The sequence below is a fragment of the Pseudoalteromonas sp. L23 genome (assembly GCF_021728455.1).
Taxonomy (GTDB): Bacteria; Pseudomonadota; Gammaproteobacteria; order Enterobacterales; family Alteromonadaceae; genus Pseudoalteromonas.
In genome coordinates, this window is record NZ_JAKKCW010000001.1 from 291,745 (window position 1) to 315,969 (window position 24,225).

19 protein-coding genes are annotated in these 24,225 nt (G+C 42.7%); 9 read left to right on the forward strand and 10 right to left on the reverse strand.

What is annotated here, in order from left to right; all coding sequences use genetic code 11:
- Nucleotides 1–25: 25 nt before the first annotated feature.
- From L3V43_RS01375 to L3V43_RS01400, 6 genes are all read right to left on the reverse strand, one after another.
- Nucleotides 26–1,978: a response regulator gene (locus tag L3V43_RS01375; RefSeq protein WP_102057238.1), complete on the reverse strand. Its 1,953-nt coding sequence runs from the start codon at nucleotides 1,976–1,978 to the stop codon at nucleotides 26–28.
- A 113-nt stretch (nucleotides 1,979–2,091) separates the two neighbouring features.
- Nucleotides 2,092–2,541, reverse strand: coding sequence for a response regulator (locus L3V43_RS01380; RefSeq protein WP_010606594.1), 450 nt, complete (start codon nucleotides 2,539–2,541; stop codon nucleotides 2,092–2,094).
- Complete coding sequence (locus tag L3V43_RS01385) at nucleotides 2,531–4,015, reverse strand: sensor histidine kinase (protein WP_102057239.1); 1,485 nt, start codon at nucleotides 4,013–4,015, stop codon at nucleotides 2,531–2,533. Before L3V43_RS01385 ends, L3V43_RS01380 begins: the two co-directional genes overlap by 11 nt.
- Nucleotides 4,012–4,227, reverse strand: a complete 216-nt coding sequence (locus tag L3V43_RS01390; RefSeq protein WP_010606592.1) for a histidine kinase — start codon at nucleotides 4,225–4,227, stop codon at nucleotides 4,012–4,014. The genes L3V43_RS01385 and L3V43_RS01390 overlap by 4 nt, the downstream gene beginning before the upstream one ends.
- 15 nt (nucleotides 4,228–4,242) lie before the next feature.
- Entirely contained in the window at nucleotides 4,243–5,646 is a 1,404-nt protein-coding gene (locus L3V43_RS01395; RefSeq protein WP_029215868.1) for a sigma-54 dependent transcriptional regulator, read from the reverse strand.
- A gap of 80 nt (nucleotides 5,647–5,726) precedes the next feature.
- Nucleotides 5,727–7,337: a diacylglycerol kinase family protein gene (locus tag L3V43_RS01400; RefSeq protein WP_237115869.1), complete on the reverse strand. Its 1,611-nt coding sequence runs from the start codon at nucleotides 7,335–7,337 to the stop codon at nucleotides 5,727–5,729.
- A gap of 360 nt (nucleotides 7,338–7,697) precedes the next feature.
- On the opposite strand from L3V43_RS01400, the gene L3V43_RS01405 reads away from it, so the two are divergent.
- Both L3V43_RS01405 and smrA read left to right on the forward strand, forming a co-directional pair.
- Nucleotides 7,698–7,937, forward strand: a complete 240-nt coding sequence (locus L3V43_RS01405) for a hypothetical protein (protein ID WP_010378899.1) — start codon at nucleotides 7,698–7,700, stop codon at nucleotides 7,935–7,937.
- A 108-nt stretch (nucleotides 7,938–8,045) separates the two neighbouring features.
- Nucleotides 8,046–8,627: a DNA endonuclease SmrA gene (gene smrA / locus L3V43_RS01410; protein WP_010606588.1), complete on the forward strand. Its 582-nt coding sequence runs from the start codon at nucleotides 8,046–8,048 to the stop codon at nucleotides 8,625–8,627.
- Nucleotides 8,628–8,654: 27 nt separating this feature from the next.
- On the opposite strand, the gene L3V43_RS23660 is transcribed toward smrA, so the two are convergent.
- Both L3V43_RS23660 and L3V43_RS01415 read right to left on the reverse strand, forming a co-directional pair.
- Nucleotides 8,655–8,789 (reverse strand): hypothetical protein, encoded by a 135-nt coding sequence (locus tag L3V43_RS23660; RefSeq protein ID WP_010378895.1) that lies wholly within the window; start codon nucleotides 8,787–8,789, stop codon nucleotides 8,655–8,657.
- Between the two features lie 136 nt (nucleotides 8,790–8,925).
- Complete coding sequence (locus L3V43_RS01415; RefSeq protein WP_235366625.1) at nucleotides 8,926–9,852, reverse strand: glyoxylate/hydroxypyruvate reductase A; 927 nt, start codon at nucleotides 9,850–9,852, stop codon at nucleotides 8,926–8,928.
- Between the two features lie 116 nt (nucleotides 9,853–9,968).
- On the opposite strand from L3V43_RS01415, the gene L3V43_RS01420 reads away from it, so the two are divergent.
- The 6 genes from L3V43_RS01420 (at nucleotide 9,969) to L3V43_RS01445 (ending at nucleotide 17,258) form a co-directional block, all read left to right on the forward strand.
- Nucleotides 9,969–11,690 (forward strand): lysophospholipid acyltransferase family protein, encoded by a 1,722-nt coding sequence (locus L3V43_RS01420; RefSeq protein WP_235366624.1) that lies wholly within the window; start codon nucleotides 9,969–9,971, stop codon nucleotides 11,688–11,690.
- A gap of 83 nt (nucleotides 11,691–11,773) precedes the next feature.
- A complete protein-coding gene (locus L3V43_RS01425) occupies nucleotides 11,774–12,256 on the forward strand; it encodes a TlpA disulfide reductase family protein (protein WP_237115868.1) in 483 nt (160 codons plus the stop codon).
- 109 nt (nucleotides 12,257–12,365) lie between these two features.
- Entirely contained in the window at nucleotides 12,366–14,429 is a 2,064-nt protein-coding gene (locus tag L3V43_RS01430) for a TonB-dependent receptor (protein WP_206473352.1), read from the forward strand.
- 60 nt (nucleotides 14,430–14,489) lie between these two features.
- On the forward strand, nucleotides 14,490–14,768 hold the full coding sequence (locus L3V43_RS01435; protein WP_237115867.1) for a peptidylprolyl isomerase: 279 nt from the start codon (nucleotides 14,490–14,492) through the stop codon (nucleotides 14,766–14,768).
- A gap of 291 nt (nucleotides 14,769–15,059) precedes the next feature.
- Entirely contained in the window at nucleotides 15,060–15,323 is a 264-nt protein-coding gene (locus L3V43_RS01440) for a GrxA family glutaredoxin (protein ID WP_237115866.1), read from the forward strand.
- A gap of 129 nt (nucleotides 15,324–15,452) precedes the next feature.
- Nucleotides 15,453–17,258 carry a DEAD/DEAH box helicase gene (locus tag L3V43_RS01445; protein ID WP_237115865.1) on the forward strand — a complete coding sequence of 602 codons (1,806 nt, stop codon included), beginning with the start codon at nucleotides 15,453–15,455 and terminating at the stop codon, nucleotides 17,256–17,258.
- A gap of 67 nt (nucleotides 17,259–17,325) precedes the next feature.
- Here the strand turns inward: L3V43_RS01445 and L3V43_RS01450 are convergent, their stop codons facing one another.
- Complete coding sequence (locus L3V43_RS01450; RefSeq protein ID WP_237115864.1) at nucleotides 17,326–18,156, reverse strand: M90 family metallopeptidase; 831 nt, start codon at nucleotides 18,154–18,156, stop codon at nucleotides 17,326–17,328.
- A gap of 303 nt (nucleotides 18,157–18,459) precedes the next feature.
- Between L3V43_RS01450 and L3V43_RS01455 the strand changes: the two genes are divergently transcribed.
- Nucleotides 18,460–20,796, forward strand: coding sequence for a helicase-related protein (locus L3V43_RS01455; protein WP_237115863.1), 2,337 nt, complete (start codon nucleotides 18,460–18,462; stop codon nucleotides 20,794–20,796).
- A gap of 296 nt (nucleotides 20,797–21,092) precedes the next feature.
- Here the strand turns inward: L3V43_RS01455 and L3V43_RS01460 are convergent, their stop codons facing one another.
- Entirely contained in the window at nucleotides 21,093–24,011 is a 2,919-nt protein-coding gene (locus tag L3V43_RS01460; protein ID WP_237115862.1) for a TonB-dependent receptor, read from the reverse strand.
- Nucleotides 24,012–24,225: the final 214 nt, after the last annotated feature.

Here is a 24,225-nt window from a genome sequence, read left to right on the forward strand (position 1 = left end):
CTTGAGCTATTCTTTGGCTCTCTATCTAAACTAGCTTTTCTTTAATTTCTTTCAAATCCACAAGTGTAATTGGCTTTAATAACACTTCATCCACTTGCGACTCAGCCAACTTTTCCGGCTCTGGATCAAAACCACTAGCAATCACAATATGCTGATTAGGATCTTGTGCTTTAATTTCTCGAGCAAGCGTAAGCCCGGACTTATCGGGCAGACCTATATCCAGTAAAATCGTGTCAAAGCGCTCAGAACCAACAAAATGCTGCCAACAAGTTTGCGCGCACTCTGCCGTAACCACATTCACTTGCAGTGAATTAAGTAACAGCTTAAGCAGATTGCGTGTATCTGCGTCGTCTTCTACCACTAAAAACTGCAATGTGCCGCTAGCTTGCTCTACGTCATTGCTAGAAGCTACCAACTCCCCGCTCAAGTAGTGTGTTAAACATTCTCCTAACTCAGAGACATTAACAGGTTTGCTCATCATATCGCTAAAGCCTAATGCCATTAACTCCTCTTTTGTGCCTTTTTGAGCTGCTGCTGTCAGTGCGACAACAGGTAAGTCAATACCACGCTCTCTGAGTGCAACAATCGTGTCTCGGCCATCCATTCTAGGCATATGCAAGTCCATAAAGACTAAGTCATACTTATCAGGGTTATCCTTTAGCATCGCAAGCGCTTCAATACCATCACCCGCAATTTCAGCGGTTGCGCCAGTTTGACCAATCAAGGTACGCATTAACATTTGGATCTCACTGATATCTTCAACGATAAGGATATGCCCTTTCAAATCAGATGGAAGCGAGTTATTAGCCGCGTTGTGGGTCTTATCAAGCATTAATGGCGCCAGAGTCATTTCATCGATAGTATCAAGGTCAATACTAAAGCCAAATTCACTCCCCTCTCCCAAAGTCGACTCAACCGCCAGCTCCCCCCCCATCAATTTAATGAGTGCCGAGCTAATAGCCAAACCAAGACCTGCACCTTCGTCTGTACGAGTCGTAACATTTTGTACTTGTTCAAAAGGTTTAAATATACGTTTTAACTTCTCGCAAGGAATACCAATACCCGTGTCAATCACCTTGAATTCAAGTTTTGCATCCGCTTGTAGTGTTATCTCAACCTTCACAAAACCGGAGCTTGTGAACTTAATCGCATTATAAATAATGTTGATAAGTACCTGCTTCAACCGCGTCTTATCTACTTTTACATCCTGCGGCAATGGCGTTTTAGCCTCGATACTAAAACTCAAGCCTTTCTTAGCTGCGGCCATTTTAAACAAACTATACAAATCACTTAAAAAGCTACTCAAACACGTGTTTTGTTTATTGAGCTGTAACCGATTTTCATTTAGCTTGGATAGGTCAAGCACATCGTTTAACAGGTTAAGTAAGTGCTCACTATTATTATTGATAATAGAAAGCTCAGGCTTAACATTCTGCAATTCTTCCCGAGATAGGAGGAGATTAGTGTAACCTAAGATAGAAGTTAAGGGTGTTCTCAACTCATGGCTTAAATGGGCCAAAAAGCGGTCTTTTGCTCGACTATCAGACTCTACACGCAATCGCTCTAGGCGCTCACGTTCAAGCTCTTTGCGTGCCAAAGCGTAGCGAATGGAACGAATAAATCGTGCGCTACTGATCTCTGACTTAAGTACAAAGTCTTCAGCACCAGCTTTTAGGGCTTCGTTATCTAACACTTCGTCTGATTGCCCCGTCAGCATGATTATCGGTGTATGGACCTGTCTTGCTCGCGCTTCTTTTAACACGCTCAAACCGGTTTGTGGGCCTAATTGATAATCCAATAAGCAGAGATCGAAGCCATTGCTCTCAAGTGCTTCTAGCGCTTGATGGTATTGGCTTTGCCAAACGAGATTAAATTTAAAGTTAGGAATAGACTGTAAATAATCTAAGGTTAAAATATAATCGTCTTCGTCATCTTCAATGAGTAACACATTGACTTCACTGACCGACTCCTTTGTCATACTGGCCTCCACAAATGAAGTGATACTAATTCGTTTAGGTCGCCACGTTATGTTGATACAGATATAGGGCGACTTGGGGTGAGGTAGCGCTTGCTTGCACAAGCGCGATAGGATTAGTTTGGCAGCTCTACTATTTCAATCCAGTACTTGCCTAAATGTTTCATCAAATCGACTAAGCCATCAAAATCAACAGGTTTAGTAATATAAGATGCAGCGCCTGAGTCATACCCTCTCAATTTGTCCTCTTCTTCCTTTGAGGTCGTTAAAATCACCACAGGAATAGAACGTAGTATCGGGTCTTTTTTGATTTCTTGTAGTGCTTCTCTACCATCCATTCTTGGCATATTCAGGTCAAGTAAAATAAGGTTAGGTCTTGGGTACTGTTGCTTATCAGTAAACTGGCCCTCATTTCTCAAGTATTCCAAAAGCTCAACCCCGTCTTTAACAAACTGAAACGCATTGAGTACTCGGCTCTCTTCTAGAGCATCTTGAGCCAATAAACGATCATCTTCGTCATCATCCGCCATCAAAATATGGATCGGCTGAGTTTTCTTATAGTTCATTCTTCAATTCCTGAATAATTGGTGTTGGTTCAGCGAGTAGTGTTATCGTGAATTTAGCACCTTTACCATCTTCACTGGTCGCTGAAATCGTTCCGCCGTGTCGCTCAACAATACGTCTACACACGGTTAAACCAATGCCAGTACCAGCATATTTTTTTCTGTCATGCAGTCGTTGAAAAGGCGAGAATATTTTCTCAGCGTATTCAACGTCAAAGCCAACGCCATTATCTTCCACTACAAAGGTATAGGCATCTTGACTCATCAATTGACTGTTTTCAACCGCGATTGTAATAATCGGATTGCGCCCTTCTACTCTGAATTTAATTGCATTGGAAAGTAGATTTAAAAACAACTGATGTATTTGACTGGCATCACATTTTATTGTCGGTAACACATCCGAGTTTACGCTCGCTCTACTGTCATGAACTGCTATTTCTAAATCATCCAACACAAACTGTAAAACTTGATTAAGATCCTGATCTTCAAAAGGCTTTGCTCTGGTGGTAACTCGGGATAACTCAAGCAAGTCAGTGATAAGCGTTGACATCCGTTGCGCGGCGCTCGTCATTCGAGCCAGATAATCTCTGCCCTTATCATCAAGGTGTTCGCCATAATTCTTTTCGATGCGATCGCCAAAAGCACGGATCTTTCTCAGCGGCTCTTGCAGATCGTGAGAGGCAACAAATGCAAAGTCTTCTAGCTCACGGTTACTACGGTTTAACTCTTCAGCATAATGTTCTAACGCTTCGGTACGCGCTTGTACCTTTTCTTCCAGGTGATCGTTCGCTTTTTCTAACTCATTCTTTGCTTTCTTTGCGCTGCGTAGATTGACAACTAAAAGTACCAAAATGGCAAAAATCATCACGGCGCTCAGCAAAGTAAATACAACGATATTCATTTGTGCTTCTTTGCGGACGCGTTTTAACTGATTAAGCTGAATGGTTCGAATATCCACTTCTGCGGCCATGATTTGAGTAAACTCTTCTCGTAGGTCGCCACCAGAGTCCGCAGCTCGGTCAAGTAATAAGTTTTCATTACCTGTATCGGTGTTACGCGCAACGATTACCGTACTTTGTAAAGTTTTAAATCGCGCTTTTACGCCTTCAACATAACGATTGATTTTTTGCTGCTGTACTTCACTTTCAGAGTGATTACGATCAACCCTAGATAGACTTTCATCAAGGTTTTGCAACGCCTTTCTAAAAGGTGCCAAATCGCTTTCTTTATTTGAGATTAAAAATGCTCGTTGTCCAGCCTCTGCATTTAGCATCGCAATATGCAGCCTGTCCAATGACATCATCACTTCGCTGGTGTTACGGATACTCTCTTGAACTTGGTTTAATTCTTTAACATTGTTAAAACCGATTAGGGCATTGGACGCGACAAGGCCAACGCTCACAACCACCGCAAACCAAATAAAATTAAGCTTACTACTCAAATTCATAAAGTAATTCGACTTTGTTTCATTGTTCACTCATCATTTCCTTGCTCCACCAGCGTTTGTAACAACTCGCTGCACTCTTTGGTTGCCTTAATAATCGTATTCGCTATCTCGATCACCTGTTGCTGAGAACCAGGCTGTTCAGCAATAAGCTTAATCAACTCTGAGTTCATTGAAATTTGATTCAAAGGTTTGCGTGCATCGTGTACTAGCTTCGCGAGCTCACCTTGATCATGTTGTGTCATTGTTCCTCCCCGAAATTATGACTGTGTTTCTCCCTCATAGGCGTTTAAACGGTTGTAGAGCGTTTTTGTACTGATCCCAAGCATTCGCGCGGCCAGCGTCTTATTACCTTCTACTGATTCTAACGTTTGATAGATCAATTCTCTTTCTACTTCTTCAATCGTTTTACCAGGCTTCATTTCAGGCGTTGGTACTTGAATCGCATTTGCTCTGCTTGAAGTCCCCACCTGTGGTGGAATTGGAGTACGATTAAGCTGCGCATGCTCCATCATACGTTTAGCCTGTGCGAATGGTGAAGCGAAGTTCGCATCAAATACTAAGCTATGGTCATCGTGATCTGCCATAATATAGGCACGATGAATTGTGTGCTTGAGTTCACGCACGTTACCAGGCCAGTCATATTCAACCAAACGGCTCATATCCGCCGCCTTGATCACATATTGGCTATTACCTTTTTTATTCAAGCCTTGGAGAAAATGCTCGGCAAGCAATGGAATGTCTTCTTTTCTCTCTCTCAGCGGTGGAATATGGATTGGAAATACCGCCAATCGGAAATAAATGTCTTCTCGCAGTACATCATTGGTAGCAATATCTTCAACGCTACGGTTAGTCGCTGATATTACCCGACAGTTTACTTTTATCGGCTTTGTGCCACCGACCCGTGTCACCGTATGCGTTTCAAGTACACGTAACAAGTTTGGCTGTTGCTCTATTGGCATTTCGGTTAATTCATCTAAAAACAAAGTGCCATTTTCTGCTTGTTCAAATACTCCAACTTTTTGAGCATTTGCTCCCGTAAACGCGCCTTTTTCGTGACCGAATAGTTCGCTACCGATCAAGTCTTTCGGAATTGCACCACAGTTTACGTTAACCAAGTCCCCTGTCACTGTGCTGGCATTGTGAATTGCGCGGGCAAACATTTCTTTACCTACACCGCTTTCCCCCATCAACATCACATTAGCATCAGTACCCGCAACGCGCTCTATCATCTTATATAGATGTTTCATTTTGGCAGACTCGCCCAGCAACACACCAAAATGTGCTTGACTCTCGGTTCGCTTGGCTTTGTTCTTAGAAGGGCTTAATGCGTTTCTAAAATCGTCTGCATCAACTGGTTTAGTGAGATAATTTAACCCATCATGACAAAGCTGCGACAATGCTGATTTTACTGATGGATGTCCCGTAACCATAGTTATTGGTGTACGGATCCCTGCAGCTCTGATTTCATCAACTAAATGTAAACCACTGCCATCTGGCAGCATAAAATCAAGAAAGATATGATCAAAACTTTGTGTTTCTAGCCATTGTCTGGCCGACGCTAAGTCATTCGCTAAACACGCGTCATGGCCTAAGTATTCGACAATGCGACAGGCCAGCTCTGCAAAATCATGATCATCATCTACTAATAAAACGGTTTTCAATTGAGTCCCTCTCTCAATACTCCAATAGTGTTTCCACTTTTGATTTTTATCTCGCACACTAATGAATGGCCGCAAAATACCTAATTCGGAACCATTACGTTCAGCGCGTGTTTCTGGATCACTATCTCAATACTTTTTGCACTAAGCACTTCACCATCTAGTGCAAAGTGTTGTTCTTGTTCAAATTCTATGTTTATCTTTTCGCACTGCTCGGTGCGAATATTAGAAGGTTTGCCGTCCAATTTAGGTAAAATAAGTTCGGCTACCGTAAGATTCTGCGCACCATCCGGCTCAACCGGTAAAATCGTAATATCTAGTTTGCCATCGTCATAGATTGGCTCTCCATGACCTTGAGCAAGAATTGTGGTTTTTGGTGCTGCATTCGCTACAACCAGACTAACACATTCTATTTGAGATTGCTCAGCGCCATCAAAGCTCACTTTAAAATTAAGAGGCTTATTCTCACTTACCGCCTGCCAAAGGCCTCGAATATAGGCTAATTGCCCCGAGTTATTCTTCTCTTCACGCCCAGCCTTTTCGATCATTTCCTGACCAAAGCCAACGGCTGCTGCTAAAAGCGCGGTGCGGCCATTACAGTTCATTATATCAATAGGCTTAGTTTTACCCGCTAAAATTGCTTCACAGGCACGGTTAATGGGATCTATTTTGGACAGTGAACCAAGTAACACGGTCGCTAAGGAATTGGCAGTACCTAAAGGCAATATACCAAACTGTACATCACTTTGATGAACACCATGAGCAACACTTGCTAATGTGCCATCACCGCCTCCTGCGATGATGATATTTGGCTGTTTATCAGACATGATTTGTTTAGCCAAAGCCGCGACATCTGTCTCTTTCTCTGTAAAGTGAATGGATAAGTTATATTTTTCCGTCAGCATACCCACAATGTCGTTTTCATAGGTAAACCATTTACCCGATCCTGATACAGGGTTAATGACTAATGCCGCCTGCTCACTATGGGTAAAATTTTGACTGTGATGTAGCTTTGTCAGCCCTTTTAGCTGATGCTTGTTTAACCTTGCTGTTTCACGGCGGTTTTGAATTTTTTCAAGTGCTTCACGGACGGTATAATCGGGGTTGGTTGCAAGTAAATAAGCAGTACAAAAGAACACTGAGCGTCCTCGACCTAACGCACAATGCACCACAACCTTTCGCTTTAATTCGTGCTGCGCCGCTATCCATGCCATGCCATGCGCTAACTGCTCTGAGGTAGGCGCTTGATGATCTAACACTGGAATATTGAGGTAGTGTAAGCCTTGCTGTTCTGCTGACCAGTTTAACCCATCAAACTCCGCAGTTACGTCTAAAATGGCTTCAATCCCTTCCGCCTTAAGCATATCCACATCGCTTGGAAATAACCGACAAGCAACAAATAAATCATCGGTAAGCGGCTGAAATGCATCAACAACATCTCTACCTCTTTCAATTGCATTGTATAAATGTACACAGCCTAAATAAGGCCAAAATAGCCAAGTTATATACCAAGGAATTTTGCCTGTACCGTGCTTTCTAAATATGAGCGGATAGTTGGTTGCATAAGCAAAAGTAACTAAAGAAATAGAGACGGTAAACCACGCAAGCGGCAACATTAGCCAAGATCCAATACTGTGGATCGTGAGTGCGGCTAAACAGAGACTTGCAAACAGGTAGTACTTGAGCATTTTCATTGCCTTTCCTTAATTATTTTTGTCGCCTACGGCTTTTTATTATCGCCTTATGCGGAACTCTCTTAGGTTTGTACATATGTAACTAAGTATAGGTATGCATTTCTTAATCTGCGCTGATTCATCAACTTGTTTATGATAATCATGAAGATACTTAACTATAGCTGAGACTATTCACAAAGAAATAAAAAGTGCGTCTGGGTATTTGTAACGACTTATGCAAGCGCTGCTACATAAGTATTCAGCCATCATTAATCCATTAAAATTTCTAATTTGAAAATCATAAAATTTATCAGTTGAATGAAGCATAAATGATCACCATAATGGCGATCCTTTAAACGCATTTGGAGAACCAAACAGACAATGGCAAACGAGCTCGACTGGCTACTTAACTTAATATTACTTACTTTAGGTTTTGGTGCCTTTTTTATTAACCATAAAACGCTACTAAGAGTAGCTGCTGTGTGCGCATGTGGCGTACTTTTTATCTCGTTTAGCCTTGATCTGATGAACACCAGTGTAATTTCTAACCTTAGCTTGATTTTGATAAATACTTTTTATCTATTCAAAGTCTATACCTTTGGTCAGCTGGAAGTTCACTAGTTCTTTGCAGTAACTAGTTCATAGCGACTAGTTCCCAGCGACTAGTTCCCTATTTCACTTCGGTGCGCTAAAATCATGGCCATCATTGCTTGTTAATGGAGAAGCAGTATGGCCATGACTGATGAAGAGCTATTTTTAGCTTCAATGGGCGACGTCACTCCGCTCGCCCAAGACAAAAAAGCAGAATTACGCCGTCACAAAAACGAACCTACTATTTCGCAACTCGCAAAACGCGAGGCCGCCGAGCAAGAACTTGAGTTTGATCCTAATTACTTATCTACAGAGTACGTCGATCTATTAGATCCACACGATCTACTCGCCTATAAAAAAAGTGGCGTCCAAGATGGTGTATACAAAAATCTCAGATTAGGTAAATACCAAGTTGATGCTACCTTAGACTTACATGGCAAACCCTTTCATGATGCCCGTAAAGCCTTGTTTGACTTTGTTACCGATTGCCATGCGAAAAGCATCCGAGTGTTGTTATTAAGACATGGTATCGGTTTAAACAGTAAACCCTTTCCCGCAGTATTGAAAAGCTATACAAATAAATGGCTGCAAGAAATGCCGCAAGTGTTGGCATTTCACTCTGCATTAAAATGCCATGGTGGTAGCGGCTCTACTTACGTACTACTAAGAAAGAGTGAAGAGAAAAAACAAGAGAATAGAGAGCGTCACGCTAAACGCTAAAAAACAAAAAGCCGAGTAAAACTCGGCTTATTTGCTATTTGCGGTGGGTGTCGTCCCCTGAAGTTCACTTGCACTAGCTTGATTAAACCAAGCTGATACACCTAACAAAATAACCGAAACCACAACAAGTGATAATTTCGCGCCACCTTGACTTTGCTTCATGGGTTAGACCTTTTTATTATTGTTTTTTTGTTAAATTAATGCATCATTCATAAACACTCAAGATGTTTTTTTATACAGTAGTTTATTCTATTCTCTTTACACTCTGCTCTGTGGCTAATTACAATCATTTAATCAATTAGTAGCCCTGTTTTTTCTGGACTGAGTGAACGAGTGCTTTGCCCTCCTGCATCGCTAAATAGTTGTTAGCAATTTGCTGAGCAGCCGTATTCAAACTGGTTAATGCGGCAACATGTGGAGTAATACTAATGTTTGGCTGCTGCCAAAAAGCATGTGATGCAGGGAGTGGCTCAGTGTCAAACACGTCTAAAATAGCCCCGCCAAACGTCTCAGCCGCTAATGCATTGAGTAAATCCGCCTCGTTAAGATGACCTCCTCTTGCAACATTGATGAGTACGCAATGATCTGGCGCGAGTGCAAATAGCTGGGCGTTCAATATCCCTTTTGTTTGTTCAGTCAATGGTAGCAGGCACACAAGATAATCAATATCTGAAAGAAAAGCAGCTAGCTCATCTTGCCCACTGAAATGCTCAATATTGTCGAGTTGTTTTGCAGAGCCGGACCAACCTTTGATGTTAAATCCATTTACGTGTAGCTTGTGCGCGACCGCAAGGCCAAGTTGCCCCATCCCCATAATACCAACCGTGCGACCTGCTCTTGCGCGCCTTGGCTTCCATATTTGCTGAGATTGATTGTGCCCGTACTCTCTAACTCTAAGCTTATGACTTAATAGTTGGCCTAATACATATTCAGCCATATCATTCGCTAAATTTGGGTCAACGATACGCGCAACTTCTACATGTGGTGGTAATAGCTGCATCGGAATACTATCAACACCGGCACCGTAAGAATGCACAACTTTTAAATTAGGAAGCTGTGACCATAGCGTCTCTGGCGCGTTCCATGCCAGTACAAACTCGACCTCCTTTAATAAGCTAACATCATCAACGGGCCATTCAAGCAAGGTTTGCTGCGGCAGCAGCGCTGCTAGCTTAGCAACTAACTTGTCATTATTACGACCAGTAACACAAATAAGTAAAGCCATATCGTTCCTTTATTTTCGCTATACGCTATCACTGCAAAATAAATGACATACCAATGCAACATGCTTGTCATTAATAGTTTTTACTCTTGCAAAAAAGCGCCAACAGGTGATGAAAAATGATCAGTGTAGATAAAGTCATTGAAGCAAATCTTCCACAACTTGAAAACTCCCCAAAGGTAAAAGGTTTAGTAAAAAAAGGACTTGGTTATCTCTTGCATGAGCAAGAGTTTGTCGCGTTTGCTGACACCTACCCCCATTTGCAGGGGCTCGAGTTTGTTGAACAGGTGCTCGATGAGTTAGATTTTGACGCTCGCTTTAAACCAAAGCAAATAGAGCATATCCCAAGCGAAGGTCCGGTGGTGATCGTCGCAAACCACCCTATTGGCTCTTTAGATGCACTGGCACTAATCAAAGTGCTGGCGCAAGTAAGGCCTGACTTAAAGGTTGTTGCTAACCGGATGTTGATGTCGGTTACACCAATGCATCCACTATTACTGCCTGTTGATAACCTCTCAGGGACCAGTAAAAAGCAAGAGCTGGCAAACATTCACAAGCATTTAAAATCTGAGGGGGCGCTACTTATCTTCCCAGCAGGTGAAGTTTCTCGCTTAAGCCCAACCGGTATTAAAGACTGCAAATGGAACTCTGGCTTTTTAAGAATGGCTAAAAAAGCCAACTGCCCCATTCTACCCATTTTTATCAAAGCGAAAAACAGTCCGCTCTTTTACGGCACCAGTATGATTTATAAGCCTTTAGCCAGTTTATTATTGGTCAAAGAGATGTTTAAACAAAGGCAAAAGTCGCTAGAATTTGAAATAGGCGCCAGCATTCCTCCAGAATCTTATCTTATTGATAACCTTAAAGACAAAGAGATAGTCGCGCTTATTCGCAAGCAACTTTATCGCCTTGCCAGTAAAAAGCCACTGCCACTCAAAACACAAACCCCCATTGCAGTTCCAGAAAATCGCAAAGAACTTAAAAAGGCAGTGGAAGCGTGCGAATGTATCGGTGAAACACCCGATGGCATGCAAATATACGTTTACCAATACACCGGCAGCTCGGTGATATTTAGAGAGCTTGGACGCCTTAGAGAAATTGCCTTTAGGGCCGTGGGAGAAGGGAGTGGTAATCGTCGCGATATCGATAAATACGATATGCACTACCACCATTTGTTGTTATGGGACACGAAACAGCTTGAGTTGGTGGGCGCCTACCGCCTTGCAAGTGCCAAGCAAGTGATAGAAGAACATGGGCAAGCCGGGCTTTATACCGACAGTTTGTTTTCGTACAGTGAAGCCATGGCCCCATACTTCGAAAAAGGCCTCGAACTTGGTCGCAGCTTTGTGCAGCCCAAGTACTGGGGTCGCAAGAGCCTAGATTACCTGTGGTATGGGATCGGTGCATTCGTAAAGCGCTACCCAGAACACCGTTATATGTTTGGTGCAGTCAGCCTCTCAAACGCGTTACCGGATGAAGCAAAAGCCATGTTGGTTTATCACTACCAACATTACTTTTCAAACCTTGCAGGTATCGCCACGCCGAACAACGAAATGAAGCTAAGTAATGATCAGCTTAACCGTTATCAACACATGTTTAGTGGCGATGACATCAAAGAAGATTTCGCAGAGCTCAAACATATTCTTGCTAATATGGGTGCTCAAGTACCAACCTTATTTAAACAGTATACTGAACTTTGCGAAGAGCAAGGCGTGAACTTTCTGAGCTTTAGTATAGATCCCGACTTTAATAACTGTATCGATGGTCTGGTACTCGTTGACTTAGCGAAATTAAAAGAGCAAAAAGCGAAACGCTACCTAGGCGACAACCCCTACGGTTAAGCTCAAATACATTGATCCGCTGCAATAAAGATCGCTACACTGCGGTCTTTATTGTTGCCTATTGTTATCACGGGATCATTAGTATGTTCAAGCTACTTGGCCAAGCAGTCATCATTGTGCTGGTGTTTTTCGCCGTTTCAGCCTATCAAGAAAGAAACATGCTTGCCGACTCGGGAGAGCAAACGGCGCCGCCATTTCACCTACCCATTTTACAATCCAAGCAAACTTATTCGTCTATTCAGCTTAAAGGTCAACAAAGTGTCGTGTATTTTTTTGCGCCTTGGTGCGGCGTATGTCGAGTGAGCATGCCAAATATTGATAAACTACATCAGCAAGGCAAAGTCAAAGCAGTGGCGATTGCGTTGGATTATCGTTCCACTGAAGAAGTAACAAAGTTTGTCAGCGATCTACAATTAGACATGCCCGTATTGCTCGGTAATCAGACCACAGCACAAGCGTATAAAGTGCAGGCTTACCCTACATATTATGTACTTGATGAAAACTTCAAAATAACCGATCGCTCTGTTGGTTACTCATCTGAGATAGGGATCCGAGCGAGATTGTAAGAAACCTCAGTATACCGCTTACAGTTAATTACAACTCTCTGAAATTAATCAACAATTATTTCGTTTAGGCTGACGCACATCTTAATAAAGGATGAATAGGAAGCCGACCATGCGCCACGCCCCACACTTTACGCTCAGCAAAATTTCACTCCTCGTGCTCTGCACTACCCTTACTAATCATGCATTAGCCGATGAGAAGAAAATTGAACACATCGAAGTTATCTATAAACGCAGCTCAGTTATTTCAGAAATTACCGAAGATGCGCAAAAACTCGTAGACATGCCAGGAGCCATGGGCGACCCGCTCAGGGCTGCTTTTGCTCTACCTGGCGTTGTTGCTGCGGGTGGATCTATGGGCGCACCTGCCGTGCGAGGCTCTTCTCCTGACGACAATATCTTTGAAGTGGACTTTATGCCCGCAGGATATATCTTTCACGATTTCGGCAGCTCTATTTTCAACCGCAATACAATTCAAGATTTTCAGCTAAATTCTGCTGGATTTGGTACCAGTTACAGCAATGCCACTGGTGCCGTGTTTGACGTCACGCTGCGTAATCCAAAATACCAAGATATTGCCACCACACTTGATTTAACCATGTTTAACGCAGGTATTTTTGTTGAAGGTAAAGCAACTGAAAATTCTGCATTCTATGTGTCAGCAAGAAAAAGTACCTTACCACTGTTTTTCAGTGATGGCGAGGAGCTTGAGGATGATGATGGCAAGCCAACAGGGATCACCATTAACGATCCACCGGATGATCACGACTATCAAGCCAAGTGGCTGTGGGATATCAATGCAAATAATACCTTAACGGTAAATATCAATGGCGCGGAAGATTCGGTTGCGGCTGGGTTTTCAGGCGCGTCAGATCTTGCCCTTAAAACCCCAGAATATCAGGGCGATGCTCGCTATATTCGTAAATTTAATAGTCAGAACATTTTGTGGGACCACTACGCCAAAGACTTACATATTCGCGCAGGCGTCGGTTATCTCAATCACCAAGCCACCATGCGCTACGGTCAACGCGCGACTTTATCTGATGGCTACTTTGAGAATTTTGAAGAAGAACAACTCAGTTATAAAGTACGAGCCAGTTATAAGCTAAATAAAGAGCAACGTGTCATTGCAGATGCCGGCTACTACGACAAAAAATCCACCTACCGCTACGACGCTTTTAATTATGTTTGCACTGAGTTTGACCCCGACTGTGATCTAAATAAAGGTGAAAGGATTAAGGGCACATCGAGTGCTGGAACAGATTCTGCCTTTATTGGGGTTAATCACGTTTGGCAATTTTCACCAAACTGGCAAAGTGAACTAGGAATAGTGGGTGAATATTATGACTACAGTGATGAGACGATTGTCCATCCACGCCTTGCGCTCAATTACTTCTATAACGATGACACAGTGATCTCAGCTAAGGCTGGCACTTACAGCCGCATTCAAGACCTTGAATACATTTTACCTGTTGTTGGTAACCCGGAACTTGAAGCACAGCGTTCAACTCACTATACCTTAGGTTTTAAGCAGGAGTTGAAAAATGAGTGGTCATATTCCGTCGAGACCTATTATAAAACCATGGATGATCTGCCAAAAAGCGCCCCCTTATCTCAAGTAAACTACATCAATGGGACTTCCGGTACAGCCTACGGTGTTGATTTTATTGTTAACAAAAACAAAACCGATGACTGGTATGGCTGGATTGCAGTAAGCCTTGCAAAAAGTGAGCGTGAGGATGAGCTAACCGGTATTAAGCGTGACTATTATGCCGATACCCCTTTTATTCTGAATGCCGTGTTTCACTATGACTTTGGTGAAAAGTGGTCTGGAGGCTTTAACTTTACCGCTCGCAGCGGTCAAGCCTACACCCCAATTGTGGGTGTAAAAGAGAACCCTGAATTTGCAAACCGCTACTTGCCTGTGTATGGCGACCCATTCTCAGAGCGCTTTGATACTTATCATCGCCTAGATATTCGCTTTGAACGCAAAACAGAATTATTTGGTCTCGATGGCAAGCTAATTTTGGAGCTAATGAATGCATATGGCCAAGACAATACAGCCTATGTTGACCTTGACTACGATAGGGTCAAATCAATCAATGATTTATATATAGAAGAGGAAAGCGATGACTTTGAAATGCGTCCTTCTATTGGCTTCAGCGTAACATTTTAACTTGCCATAGGCGCGCAAGCTCTGCATGATCGCATTTATTTTTATAATGAGAGTCCCTTCATGCCTAAAGCGTGCGCCTATCATATTTTAGTAAAAACCGAAAAAGAGTGTTTAGACATCAAAGCCAAACTAGCCAAAGGTGCTGACTTTGGCAAATTGGCTAAACAACATTCCCTTTGTCCTTCAAAAAAGCGCGGTGGCGACCTTGGTGAGTTCAATAAAGGGGATATGGTGAAGGCCTTTGACGATGTGGTATTCAAAAAGCCGTTATTTGAAGTGCACGGCCCTGTGAAAACCAAGCTCGGCTTCCACTTGATCAAAACCGTCTATCGGAGTTAATCGCTTTTTTGGATTAATCTCATCATTTTAATTCAATTTACCTTCATGATTAATCCTCTATACTAAAGTTAATCATTTAACCTGAGGTTTGGATAAGGAATGAGCCAACTCATTGTTTTTAAGCTCACATTAAATTATTTCCTTATCTAGCCAGAGAGTTTTGGAGATAATCAGGCGAATTTACGCACCAATAGCTGGCTATTGGAAGTGAATTCAACGCAGTTAGCGCTAAAACTGGCTGCTAGAAAGGCATTAATTATCCGAAGTTCAGGTTCATTTAGGAGAAAGAATATGTTTACTGTTATTTTTGGTCGTGAAGGTTGCCCGTTTTGTGTTCGTGCAAAAGAAGTGGCTGAGCGTTTAACGCAAGAGCGCGATGACTTCAATTTTCGCTATGTTGACATTATCAAGGAAAGCGTAAGCAAAGCCGATCTTGAAAAGTCAGCGGGTAAACCTTGCCCTACCGTACCACAGATTTTTATCGACCAAGATCACATTGGCGGCTTTACTGAATTTGAAGCCTATGCAAAAGCAAATTTAGGCCTTTACCAGTAAATTAGCAAAATCACATAGATTAAATTTTAACCAATATCAGGCACATATAAAATAGTGTGATTTTATGCAAGCTTTTATTTTATCTTTCCTGTACAATGCGCGCCTCTTTAAAATAGTTGAGGCGCATTAATGTCAGAACCAGTTACGTTTGAATCTTTAGACCTTTCTCCTGCAATCTTAAAAGCAGTCGAAGAGCTGGGATATAAAACACCTTCTGAGATCCAAGCTCAATGTATACCGTTATTGCTAGAAAGAAAAGACGTACTGGGACTAGCGCAGACGGGTACAGGTAAAACGGCAGCATTTGCACTGCCATTGTTAAACCAAGTAGACGCATCCGTTAAACAACCGCAAATTCTTGTGCTTACGCCAACGCGTGAGCTAGCTATTCAAGTTGCTGAAGCATTTCAGCAATATGCTAAATATACTAAAGGCGTTGAAGTACTAGCGCTTTATGGTGGTCAAAGCTATGGCATTCAGCTAAGTGCTCTACGCCGTGGTGCCCAAATTATTGTGGCGACACCAGGTCGTTTGATTGATCACATCAACCGCAAGACGATTGACCTTTCTGGTCTAAACGCACTTGTACTTGATGAAGCTGATGAAATGCTACGCATGGGCTTTATCGATGATGTTGAAAGCATCATGGAGAAAACACCGGAAGAGAAGCAAACTTGTTTGTTCTCTGCGACTATGCCTAAGCAGATCCAATCAATCTGTAATAAATATTTAGACAATGCTGAACAAGTTAAGATCACTCCGCGTAACTCTACAGTATCTACGATCGAGCAAGTTTACTGGCGTGCAACTGCACACAAAAACAAAGCTATCGTACGTTTCTTAGAAGCGGAAGATTACGACGGTGCTATCGTGTTCGTACGTACACGTAATGACACTGTTCAGCTTGCAGAGCTACTAGAACGTGAAGGCTTCTCAGCTGCACCGCTCAACGGCGACATGAACCAACAGGCGCGTGAGCGCACAGTAGACCGTCTTAAGAACGGCTTGCTAGATATCGTTATCGCAACCGACGTTGCAGCACGTGGTCTTGACGTAGAACGTCTAAGCCTTGTTGTTAACTACGATATCCCACAAGACTGTGAAGCTTATGTTCACCGTATCGGTCGTACCGGCCGTGCTGGTCGTCAAGGTAAAGCAATCTTGTTCGTTAAGAACAACGAGCGTTATTTACTTAAGAACATCATGCGCCATACGCGCTCTGATATTGCACAGGTTGAATTACCAAGTGCGAAAGTCGTTGAAGAAAAGCGTATTGGTGCATTAGAGACTAAGATCTCTACAGCGCTTGAGCACAAAGACATTGAGTTCTTCTCAAAAGTCGCATCAGGCCTTGCACAAAAGCTAGAACTGAGCCAAGAAGACTTAGCAGCAGCGCTATTGTGTCTTGCACAGCAGCAAACGCCGCTGAAAGTTGAAGATATTCAAATTCAACAGCGTGAGCGTAGAGAACGTGACGACCGTCGTGGCGAGCGTCGCGACAGAGATGGTAGCCGTGGTGAACGCAAATCTCGTAGCCGTGACCGTGCATCAGGTCCAATGGATACTTACCGTATCGAAGTAGGTCGTGATCATGGTGTTCAGGTTAAGAACATCGTTGGTGCTATCGCAAACGAAGCGGATATCTCAAGCAAATTCATCGGTGAGATCCGTCTGTTCAATGAACACAGCACGGTTCAATTGCCGCAAAATATGCCAAGTGATGTACTTAGCCACTTCAAGAGCGTCCACATCTGTCAACGCCCTATGAACATGACTAAGAGCACTCACCCTGCCGACCAAGGTCAAGGCAGAGGCGAAGAGCAAAGAGATCGTAAGCGTAGCTTTAAAGACCCACGTAGTGGCGGTGGTGATAAACGCCGTCCTGAAGGTCAAAGAAGAGAAAAACGCGAAAGAAAAGAAATTAGCTTTTCTTAATCGAAGCTCTTAAGAAAAAGCCGCTCAACCGAGCGGTTTTTTTATTTTAGCTAGCGTCAGTTATGCTTTAATGTTGTTGCCAATCTCTTGGTTCAAACTGATAGTAGTCTTTTAACAAATTATATAGTTCTGGGTTTTCCTGTTTGAGTTCATGGGGCTTTTCAATAAAGGTTTCTGTTACCACGGCGAAAAACTCCGCTTCGTTTGTTGCGCCGTATGAATGAATAGCATGGGGCATATTGTAAGACAGCTGCATTTTTAAGTGCTGGTAAGCCTTTGATAGCACCCTCCCCCAGTCTTGGTAACTCATTCCTACAGGTAACGCAGGCGTTCCATTCGTCGCACCAGTTTGTTGGTCAAGTTGATGGGCAAACTCATGAAACACCAAGTTGTGGCCATCCTCAGGCAATCGATTTCCCTCAAGTACATCGTGCCAACTCAGCACTAAAGTACCTCCAGGCCAAGACTCTCCTTGACGAACTGTTTGGTGAAAACTAACCAAACCTGCACCATCTCTAGAGGTTTGTGGCGCGTAATAGCTACTGGGATAGAGTAATATTTCTTTGACGTTGGGATATAACGGCCAAGCTTGCTTAAGAACCAGTAAACAGGCATCTGCGGCAATAATTAAAGTCATCGGCCGTGACACCGTTAACCCATCTCTACCCAACACCCGTTTCTCGCCAAGAAACCAGACAATATGTTTTTCCAGCTGTGCGCGGTCAGCATCTGTCATCTTACGATAGATAGGCATGTATTTTAGCAATACTTGCTTATCTGAGGCGCTCAGCGTTTGATCTTGGTATTTCCTTTGCCACTGCAGTCTTTGAATTTTTTCCCAGTTCCAATACAGAGAAACAAATAGAATAAGGCCGATAATAAGCACTATTTCTATCATGACTGTTGGCCTTTATAAAATAACCTGAACTAGGAATAATAACTTGTTCTCTAGCAGTTGTTATCCCTTACTACTGCGTTAAATTTGTTTGCAATAGGCTAGCTATTGACGCACAAATTTGCCTTGTATTAAGAAAGAACATCTGGCTAGAGTTGAATAATGTTAGAAGGCGTATTTTATATCAGTTCCCTAACTTCTTATTCCGAGTTCAGGTTGAATAATCCGTCAAATATTAATTGGTACTGACTCCGACTTTTTCAAGCAAACTTTGTTACTATGGCGAAAAAATGCAAATGAACTGCTATGTCTTTACCCATTGAATCTTTACAGCCTCAGTTTACTCAAACACTAAGCGAACAAAATGCGATTGTTGTATGTGCCACAACAGGTTCTGGCAAATCAACCCAACTTCCGCTCTGGGCCTCACAACATGGCAGAGTATTAGTCATAGAACCTCGACGTATTGCTTGTACCTCTTTAGCTGAATATGTCGCGGCTCAAAGTGGCTCACCGCTTAGTGAAAAGGTGGGCTTTGCTATTCGGTTTGAGGGGAAGTTTTCACCAGACACTCAGGTAGTTTATGCAACACCTGGTGTGGCATTAAGGTGGTTTTTTGAGAGCAAACTTGCAGAATTCAGCGTCGTTATGTTGGATGAGTTTCATGAAAGACGCTGGGACATGGACTTATTATTAGCGCTCTTAAAGCAGGCTCAATCACACAAACTAATTGTTACCTCGGCGACGTTAAACAGCCAAAAATTAGCCTCTTATTTAGGCGCCCCTATCTTCGAGTCAGAAGGATTCATTTACCCCGTTGAAGAGTGTTTTCACGCGCCCGATCCAAGAACTATGCCCCAAAAAGAGCAACTCGATACTCGAGTTTTTGCAGCTTGCCAATACGCATTGAAACATTGCCAGGGCGATATTTTGGTCTTTTTACCTGGCAAGGCCGAGATCCAAGCAAGCTTAGCTAAAGTAAAAGCGCTGCCAGCGACTATCGTTGGTTTATATAGTGGCTGCAGCCCAGAAGCTCAGCGCATTGCATTAACCGCACAAAGTACACGTCGAATTATTCTCGCAACCAATGTTGCCGAAACCTCGCTCACTATTCCCAATGTCACTTGCGTGATTGACTCAGGGCTTGAGCGTCGTACTCATTTGCGCCTTGGAAAAACCGTATTAGGCTTAGATGCGATTGCAAGAGATTCGGCAAAGCAACGTCTAGGACGCGCAGGACGCACGCAACCGGGACTATGTATCCGGTTATATGGCCAATACGCGCCATTGATAGACAGCCCCCCGCCAGAGATCCAAAGAGAATCATTGACAGAGCTTGTACTTGCGGCGGGCTGCGCAACAACAGGCGTCTCGTCTATTGATTTTATTGACCCACTTCCTGAAAGCTCACTAAATAAAGCTACACAACAGCTAATTACATTAGAAGCCATTGATGAACAAAATATAGCAACTCCGCTTGGCAAGCTGCTGTACCCGCTACCAGTCGATTTTGAGTTTGGTTATGTGATCCATAAATTGGCTTCAAACACGCTACGCCAAGCGGCTATTGACCTTATTTCACTACTGTCTGTGCCAGCCCGAGTCTACCAGCTACCTAATGATGTAGAGCGTTTAACAAGATTAAATAGCCGATTTACTCGAGGCTCAGATATAGAAATCGCTATCGCGGTGGTGAGAGGACAAACTGAAGAATTAATTGATATTACGCCTGAGGCGCTCACAGAAGCACAGCAATTTAGCACGCAATTGCGTGAAGCATTTGCACTACCGCCTTTAGATAAGGCAGCTAGTTTTGACCATGACAAACTGGTCATTGAGTTAGCTAAGCTAATGCCACACTGGGTTTATATTAATAAGCAAAACCGTCGCAACGGCTTTAACAATGGCCTAGCTGAAGTCATGCCTTCAAACCATACTCGCGTACCGGAACAGGCAGAAGCATTACTGGTATTAGATACTTTTTCTCTCGTAGGTAAAGGTACCAAACAAGCCAAGACGCTCGCGATGTGTAATGCGCTACTAACGAAAAAGCAATTACTTGAAATGGGCCTCGGCAACCAAACATTGCGCTCTGCCCATATTGATAATGGTGAGCTTTGGGGTGAGTTTATTACACATTACAGTGACGAGGTTTTAGGCCAACAAACTAAGCGCCTTGAAAAGCCTAAGGATGTTGTTTATGCCTTAGTATTTCTTATCCATAATAATACGCTCTTTTCAGGTTTGGCCAAGCAAATAGAAGCCAGTATTGAGCAAACTGCATTGTTCTACCAATTTCATGAGCGCGATGAACTTGTGCCCACACTCAACTCCTTTTTAAGTGACAAGCTAACGGCCCTTGGTATAGAAAGCTATGACGATATAGAACTAATCAGCGAACAAGACTTGTTATTCAAAGAAATTGAAGCGTGGGAATTAACACCGTTTATTGAAAAGTTTCCGCTAACCTGGTCAATTCCAGAGCTGACTATGGCGGTAAGCTATAACTTTAAAGGAAAAAGAATCGAGCTTACTCATATCAACGGTACAAGGAAAGGCGCACCAAAGAGGTGGGAATTGCCAGCCTGGAGTGGTTTTAAAATACGCTATCGTAAAGCGAGTAAAGTAGTCGATGTGACTTAACTTAACCTGAACTCGGGATAGTAACTTGTTCTTTAGCAGCTGTTATCCCTTACTACTGCGTTAAATTTGCTTGCAATAGGCCAGCTATTGACGCACAAATTTGCCTTGTATTAAGAAATAACTTCTGGCTAGAGTGATATTACGCTTTTGAGCTTAGGTATTTTAGTTTAATAACTAACTTCTTATCCCAAGTTCAGGTTAACTTATTTTTGTCCAACCTCCACAATATTATGGTTGGGACACTGAAATAAAAAAAGGCTAACCAAAGTTAGCCCTTTTTGTATGTTAATTCATTTTTAGAATCGGATATTAAGACCAACGTTTAGGCGACGGCCGTAAACATCAAAGAACTCACCGTCATCATATGTTTCTGGGTTTCTCGGTGGTGTAATATCAAATAGGTTAGCCACACCAGCACGAACCTCAATCATTTCATTAACTGTATAGCGAGCATTTAATGTCCACTCAGTATATGAAGGAACGTCATTATAGTTATTGACTTCAGATGTCCACTCTCTGTCATTTACTGTCGCATGACGATACTTACCAATTAAACCAACATACAGATCATCGTATGTATAGCCAATCGTCAAGTTACCTTGCCAGCGTGGGTATCTAACTTCGCCAACGGTTGGCTGAAATACATAATCTGCGGCCGCAACGTCAGTGTTAAACTCACGGTGCTCCAAATATGTTGCAAGTAGACGTAAATCAAATGAACCAAACTCTGTCTCGTACTTATATGTTGACTCGATATCAACACCTTTAAGCGCATAAGACGCTAAGTTATATGGTGCATTACGTACAATTAAGATTTCTTTGGTCGCGGGGTCACGGTCTACTAAGTCGCAAGACGTGTTATCAAGGCTCGACGCCTGGTAACAATCGTTTACCACACGCTGCGGACCTAGAGATGCAATAGCATCTTCTACGTCGAAGCTCCAGTAATCAACAATTAACGTTAAATCTTCTGTTGGTGTATAGATAAAACCAAACAATGTATCGTCAGAAGTCTCTTCTTTCAGATTTGGGTTACCAGAGTTTACACTTGGTGGTGTAACATCACGCCAATCAGAAGATGGTCTCCAGTTTGACTCTAAAGGACCTGCGTTAGGGATACCCGCGGCTTTACAGTTTGCGATCATATTCGATTTCTTGTCAGCATCAACGGTTGTTGAAATTCGAACTTGATCACATGGATCTCCATACGACCTAAATGACTGAGTACCTGCTGCATGAATTTGTGATAGTGACGGAGCACGAACTGACTGTGATTTAGTCGCGCGGAAACGTAACTGATCATTTACCGCATAGTTAAAACCAACCTTCCAGGCAACATTATCACCAACAGACGAGTAGTCCATGTAACGAGCTGCAAGCTCTAGGCTCAACGAGTCAACAAATGGCGCGTCTGCTAGTAGAGGGATTGAAGTCTCTAGACCAATCTCATCAACCGTGAAAGATCCTTCCCAGCCATATACAAAGTTACCAAATACAAGGTTATTTTGCATTGCAGCTCCTGGTTTGTTAGAACCAGTTTCTTTTCTGTGCTCTGCACTAAGTGCAAACGATACGCCACCAGCTGGCATTTCGAACGCATAGCCAGATAGTACACCGCCAATAATTTGCTGTTGCTTCACTTTCGAGATTGAAGCCGATGTAGTCACATAATCCATCGCTTCTTGAGAGGCACCGTTTAAGCCAAACAAACTAAGTGGTTGACAGCCATCCAACGCACCTAAAAGTTCACCTTCTTCATCACGGTTGGCACAACGAACAACGCCATCAATCAACACAGCGTCGATCGCGTTATTGAAATTTTCCTCTAGGAATTCACCATTCCAAACTGTGTCGTTTTTATTACGACCATAGCTGAAATAGACTTCATAATCATAGTCATCTAACAAAACACCTTGGAAAGAAAGCGTCGTATTTAATGAAGTACGGTCATCTTCATAAGTACGGTTACCAAAGCCCTGAGCTAGTTTAGTGACTCCTATTGTTTCGTGATCTTTGATGCCTGCCTCTGCAAACTGTGCTTTTGCATCTGGGTGCCAAAATGCGTTGTCCGCACGTAGGGGACTATATAAGAAAATTGGGCTACTTTCAGAATACGCACTCGCCTTAGAGAATGAGATCTCAAAGTTCATTGAGTGGTCTTCATGGTAGTTATTTACAACATTTGAAAATACATTGAAACGTCTCAGTGGCGTTGCCAAATATTGGTGTTCAATAAATTTATAACCATTTGCAAACTCATCACCGAAATAACGGTTTGCAGGGTTAGGGTGTGGCTGTGGGCCTCCACCTGTCGCAAATGGAATTAGCTCCCCGTTGTCACCAAATACATAGCGACCACCAGGTAGCGTAGCATCACCAGCACGGTCATAAGCACCTAAAGTTTGAAGCCCACCGTATTGCGCCCATTTACCATCGGCAAGTATACGATCTGGCAAGCCATCTTTGTCACTTTCGTTGTCTGGGTTACGTAAAGTCGTTACTGGGTTACGTAAGAAGTCACGCTGTTCTGCTGACAATTGCTCTGTTTCTGAGTATGACAAGCTTGTAATAAAGCTTGTTTTCTCACCCTCATCACCAAAAGTGAATGAGAAGAATTCTGAACCACCGCCACTTTGTTCTGGAGTAGATTTTTTATAGTTAAAATCGATTGTATCTTGAGACTTCTTCAAAATGATGTTTACAACACCTGCAACCGCATCAGAACCGTATACTGCTGATGCACCGCCGTGTACAACATCCATACGTTCGATCATTTCTGTTGGGATACCATTTAAGTCTACAGCAGGGTTATCTACAGAAGCACCAACATAACGACGACCATTTACAAGTACAAGTGTGCGACCCTCGCCCAATTGGCGTAAGTCAGTGGTATTAATACCAGCACCGAAGATAGAGTTTGTAGTAGTTGTTGGAGATGAACCAACACCTGAAGCTGGAAGTTTTTGAAGAAGGTCTGCAACGTTAGTAATACCTGCGTTTACTAACTCAACACCTGTAATAGAAGTAACTGGAGTAGGTGCAACTTCTGAAAAACGCTTGATACGCGAACCAGTTACTTGGATGCGCTCAACGCTCTCGCCTTCTTCGGCTTGCTGTTCTTCAGCTGAAACAGCTGTACTGGCGAATGCTGCTGTTGATGCAGCTCCGAAAGCTAATGCTAAGCGAACAGCTTTGCTTACTTTATTATTAAACATGATTGATCCCTGATTTTATTTTTATATATACAAAAACCATATGAAAACAATAATTTAATATTAATCAAATCCTGTTTCCAAAGTTGGTCGATTTATCGTATCGAAGGCTATACTACTTTTAGTACCAACATAGGGTCAACAATCATTTCATAAAATAAACGTAAAACACCACTACTTTAACATAAAATATCAAATTTCTCCTTACAACTCATAA

What these genes read in the sequence shown, in the direction of transcription:
- L3V43_RS01375 (WP_102057238.1), bottom strand. Translation starts at nt 1,978, where the DNA reads ATGACAAAGGAGTCGGTCAGTGAAGTCAATGTGTTACTCATTGAAGAT.
- L3V43_RS01380 (WP_010606594.1), bottom strand. Translation starts at nt 2,541, where the DNA reads ATGAACTATAAGAAAACTCAGCCGATCCATATTTTGATGGCGGATGAT.
- L3V43_RS01390 (WP_010606592.1), bottom strand. Translation starts at nt 4,227, where the DNA reads ATGACACAACATGATCAAGGTGAGCTCGCGAAGCTAGTACACGATGCA.
- L3V43_RS01400 (WP_237115869.1), bottom strand. Translation starts at nt 7,337, where the DNA reads ATGAAAATGCTCAAGTACTACCTGTTTGCAAGTCTCTGTTTAGCCGCA.
- L3V43_RS01405 (WP_010378899.1), top strand. Translation starts at nt 7,698, where the DNA reads ATGGCAAACGAGCTCGACTGGCTACTTAACTTAATATTACTTACTTTA.
- smrA (WP_010606588.1), top strand. Translation starts at nt 8,046, where the DNA reads ATGGCCATGACTGATGAAGAGCTATTTTTAGCTTCAATGGGCGACGTC.
- L3V43_RS23660 (WP_010378895.1), bottom strand. Translation starts at nt 8,789, where the DNA reads ATGAAGCAAAGTCAAGGTGGCGCGAAATTATCACTTGTTGTGGTTTCG.
- L3V43_RS01415 (WP_235366625.1), bottom strand. Translation starts at nt 9,852, where the DNA reads ATGGCTTTACTTATTTGTGTTACTGGTCGTAATAATGACAAGTTAGTT.
- L3V43_RS01420 (WP_235366624.1), top strand. Translation starts at nt 9,969, where the DNA reads ATGATCAGTGTAGATAAAGTCATTGAAGCAAATCTTCCACAACTTGAA.
- L3V43_RS01425 (WP_237115868.1), top strand. Translation starts at nt 11,774, where the DNA reads ATGTTCAAGCTACTTGGCCAAGCAGTCATCATTGTGCTGGTGTTTTTC.
- L3V43_RS01430 (WP_206473352.1), top strand. Translation starts at nt 12,366, where the DNA reads ATGCGCCACGCCCCACACTTTACGCTCAGCAAAATTTCACTCCTCGTG.
- L3V43_RS01435 (WP_237115867.1), top strand. Translation starts at nt 14,490, where the DNA reads ATGCCTAAAGCGTGCGCCTATCATATTTTAGTAAAAACCGAAAAAGAG.
- L3V43_RS01440 (WP_237115866.1), top strand. Translation starts at nt 15,060, where the DNA reads ATGTTTACTGTTATTTTTGGTCGTGAAGGTTGCCCGTTTTGTGTTCGT.
- L3V43_RS01445 (WP_237115865.1), top strand. Translation starts at nt 15,453, where the DNA reads ATGTCAGAACCAGTTACGTTTGAATCTTTAGACCTTTCTCCTGCAATC.
- L3V43_RS01450 (WP_237115864.1), bottom strand. Translation starts at nt 18,156, where the DNA reads ATGATAGAAATAGTGCTTATTATCGGCCTTATTCTATTTGTTTCTCTG.
- L3V43_RS01455 (WP_237115863.1), top strand. Translation starts at nt 18,460, where the DNA reads ATGTCTTTACCCATTGAATCTTTACAGCCTCAGTTTACTCAAACACTA.
- L3V43_RS01460 (WP_237115862.1), bottom strand. Translation starts at nt 24,011, where the DNA reads ATGTTTAATAATAAAGTAAGCAAAGCTGTTCGCTTAGCATTAGCTTTC.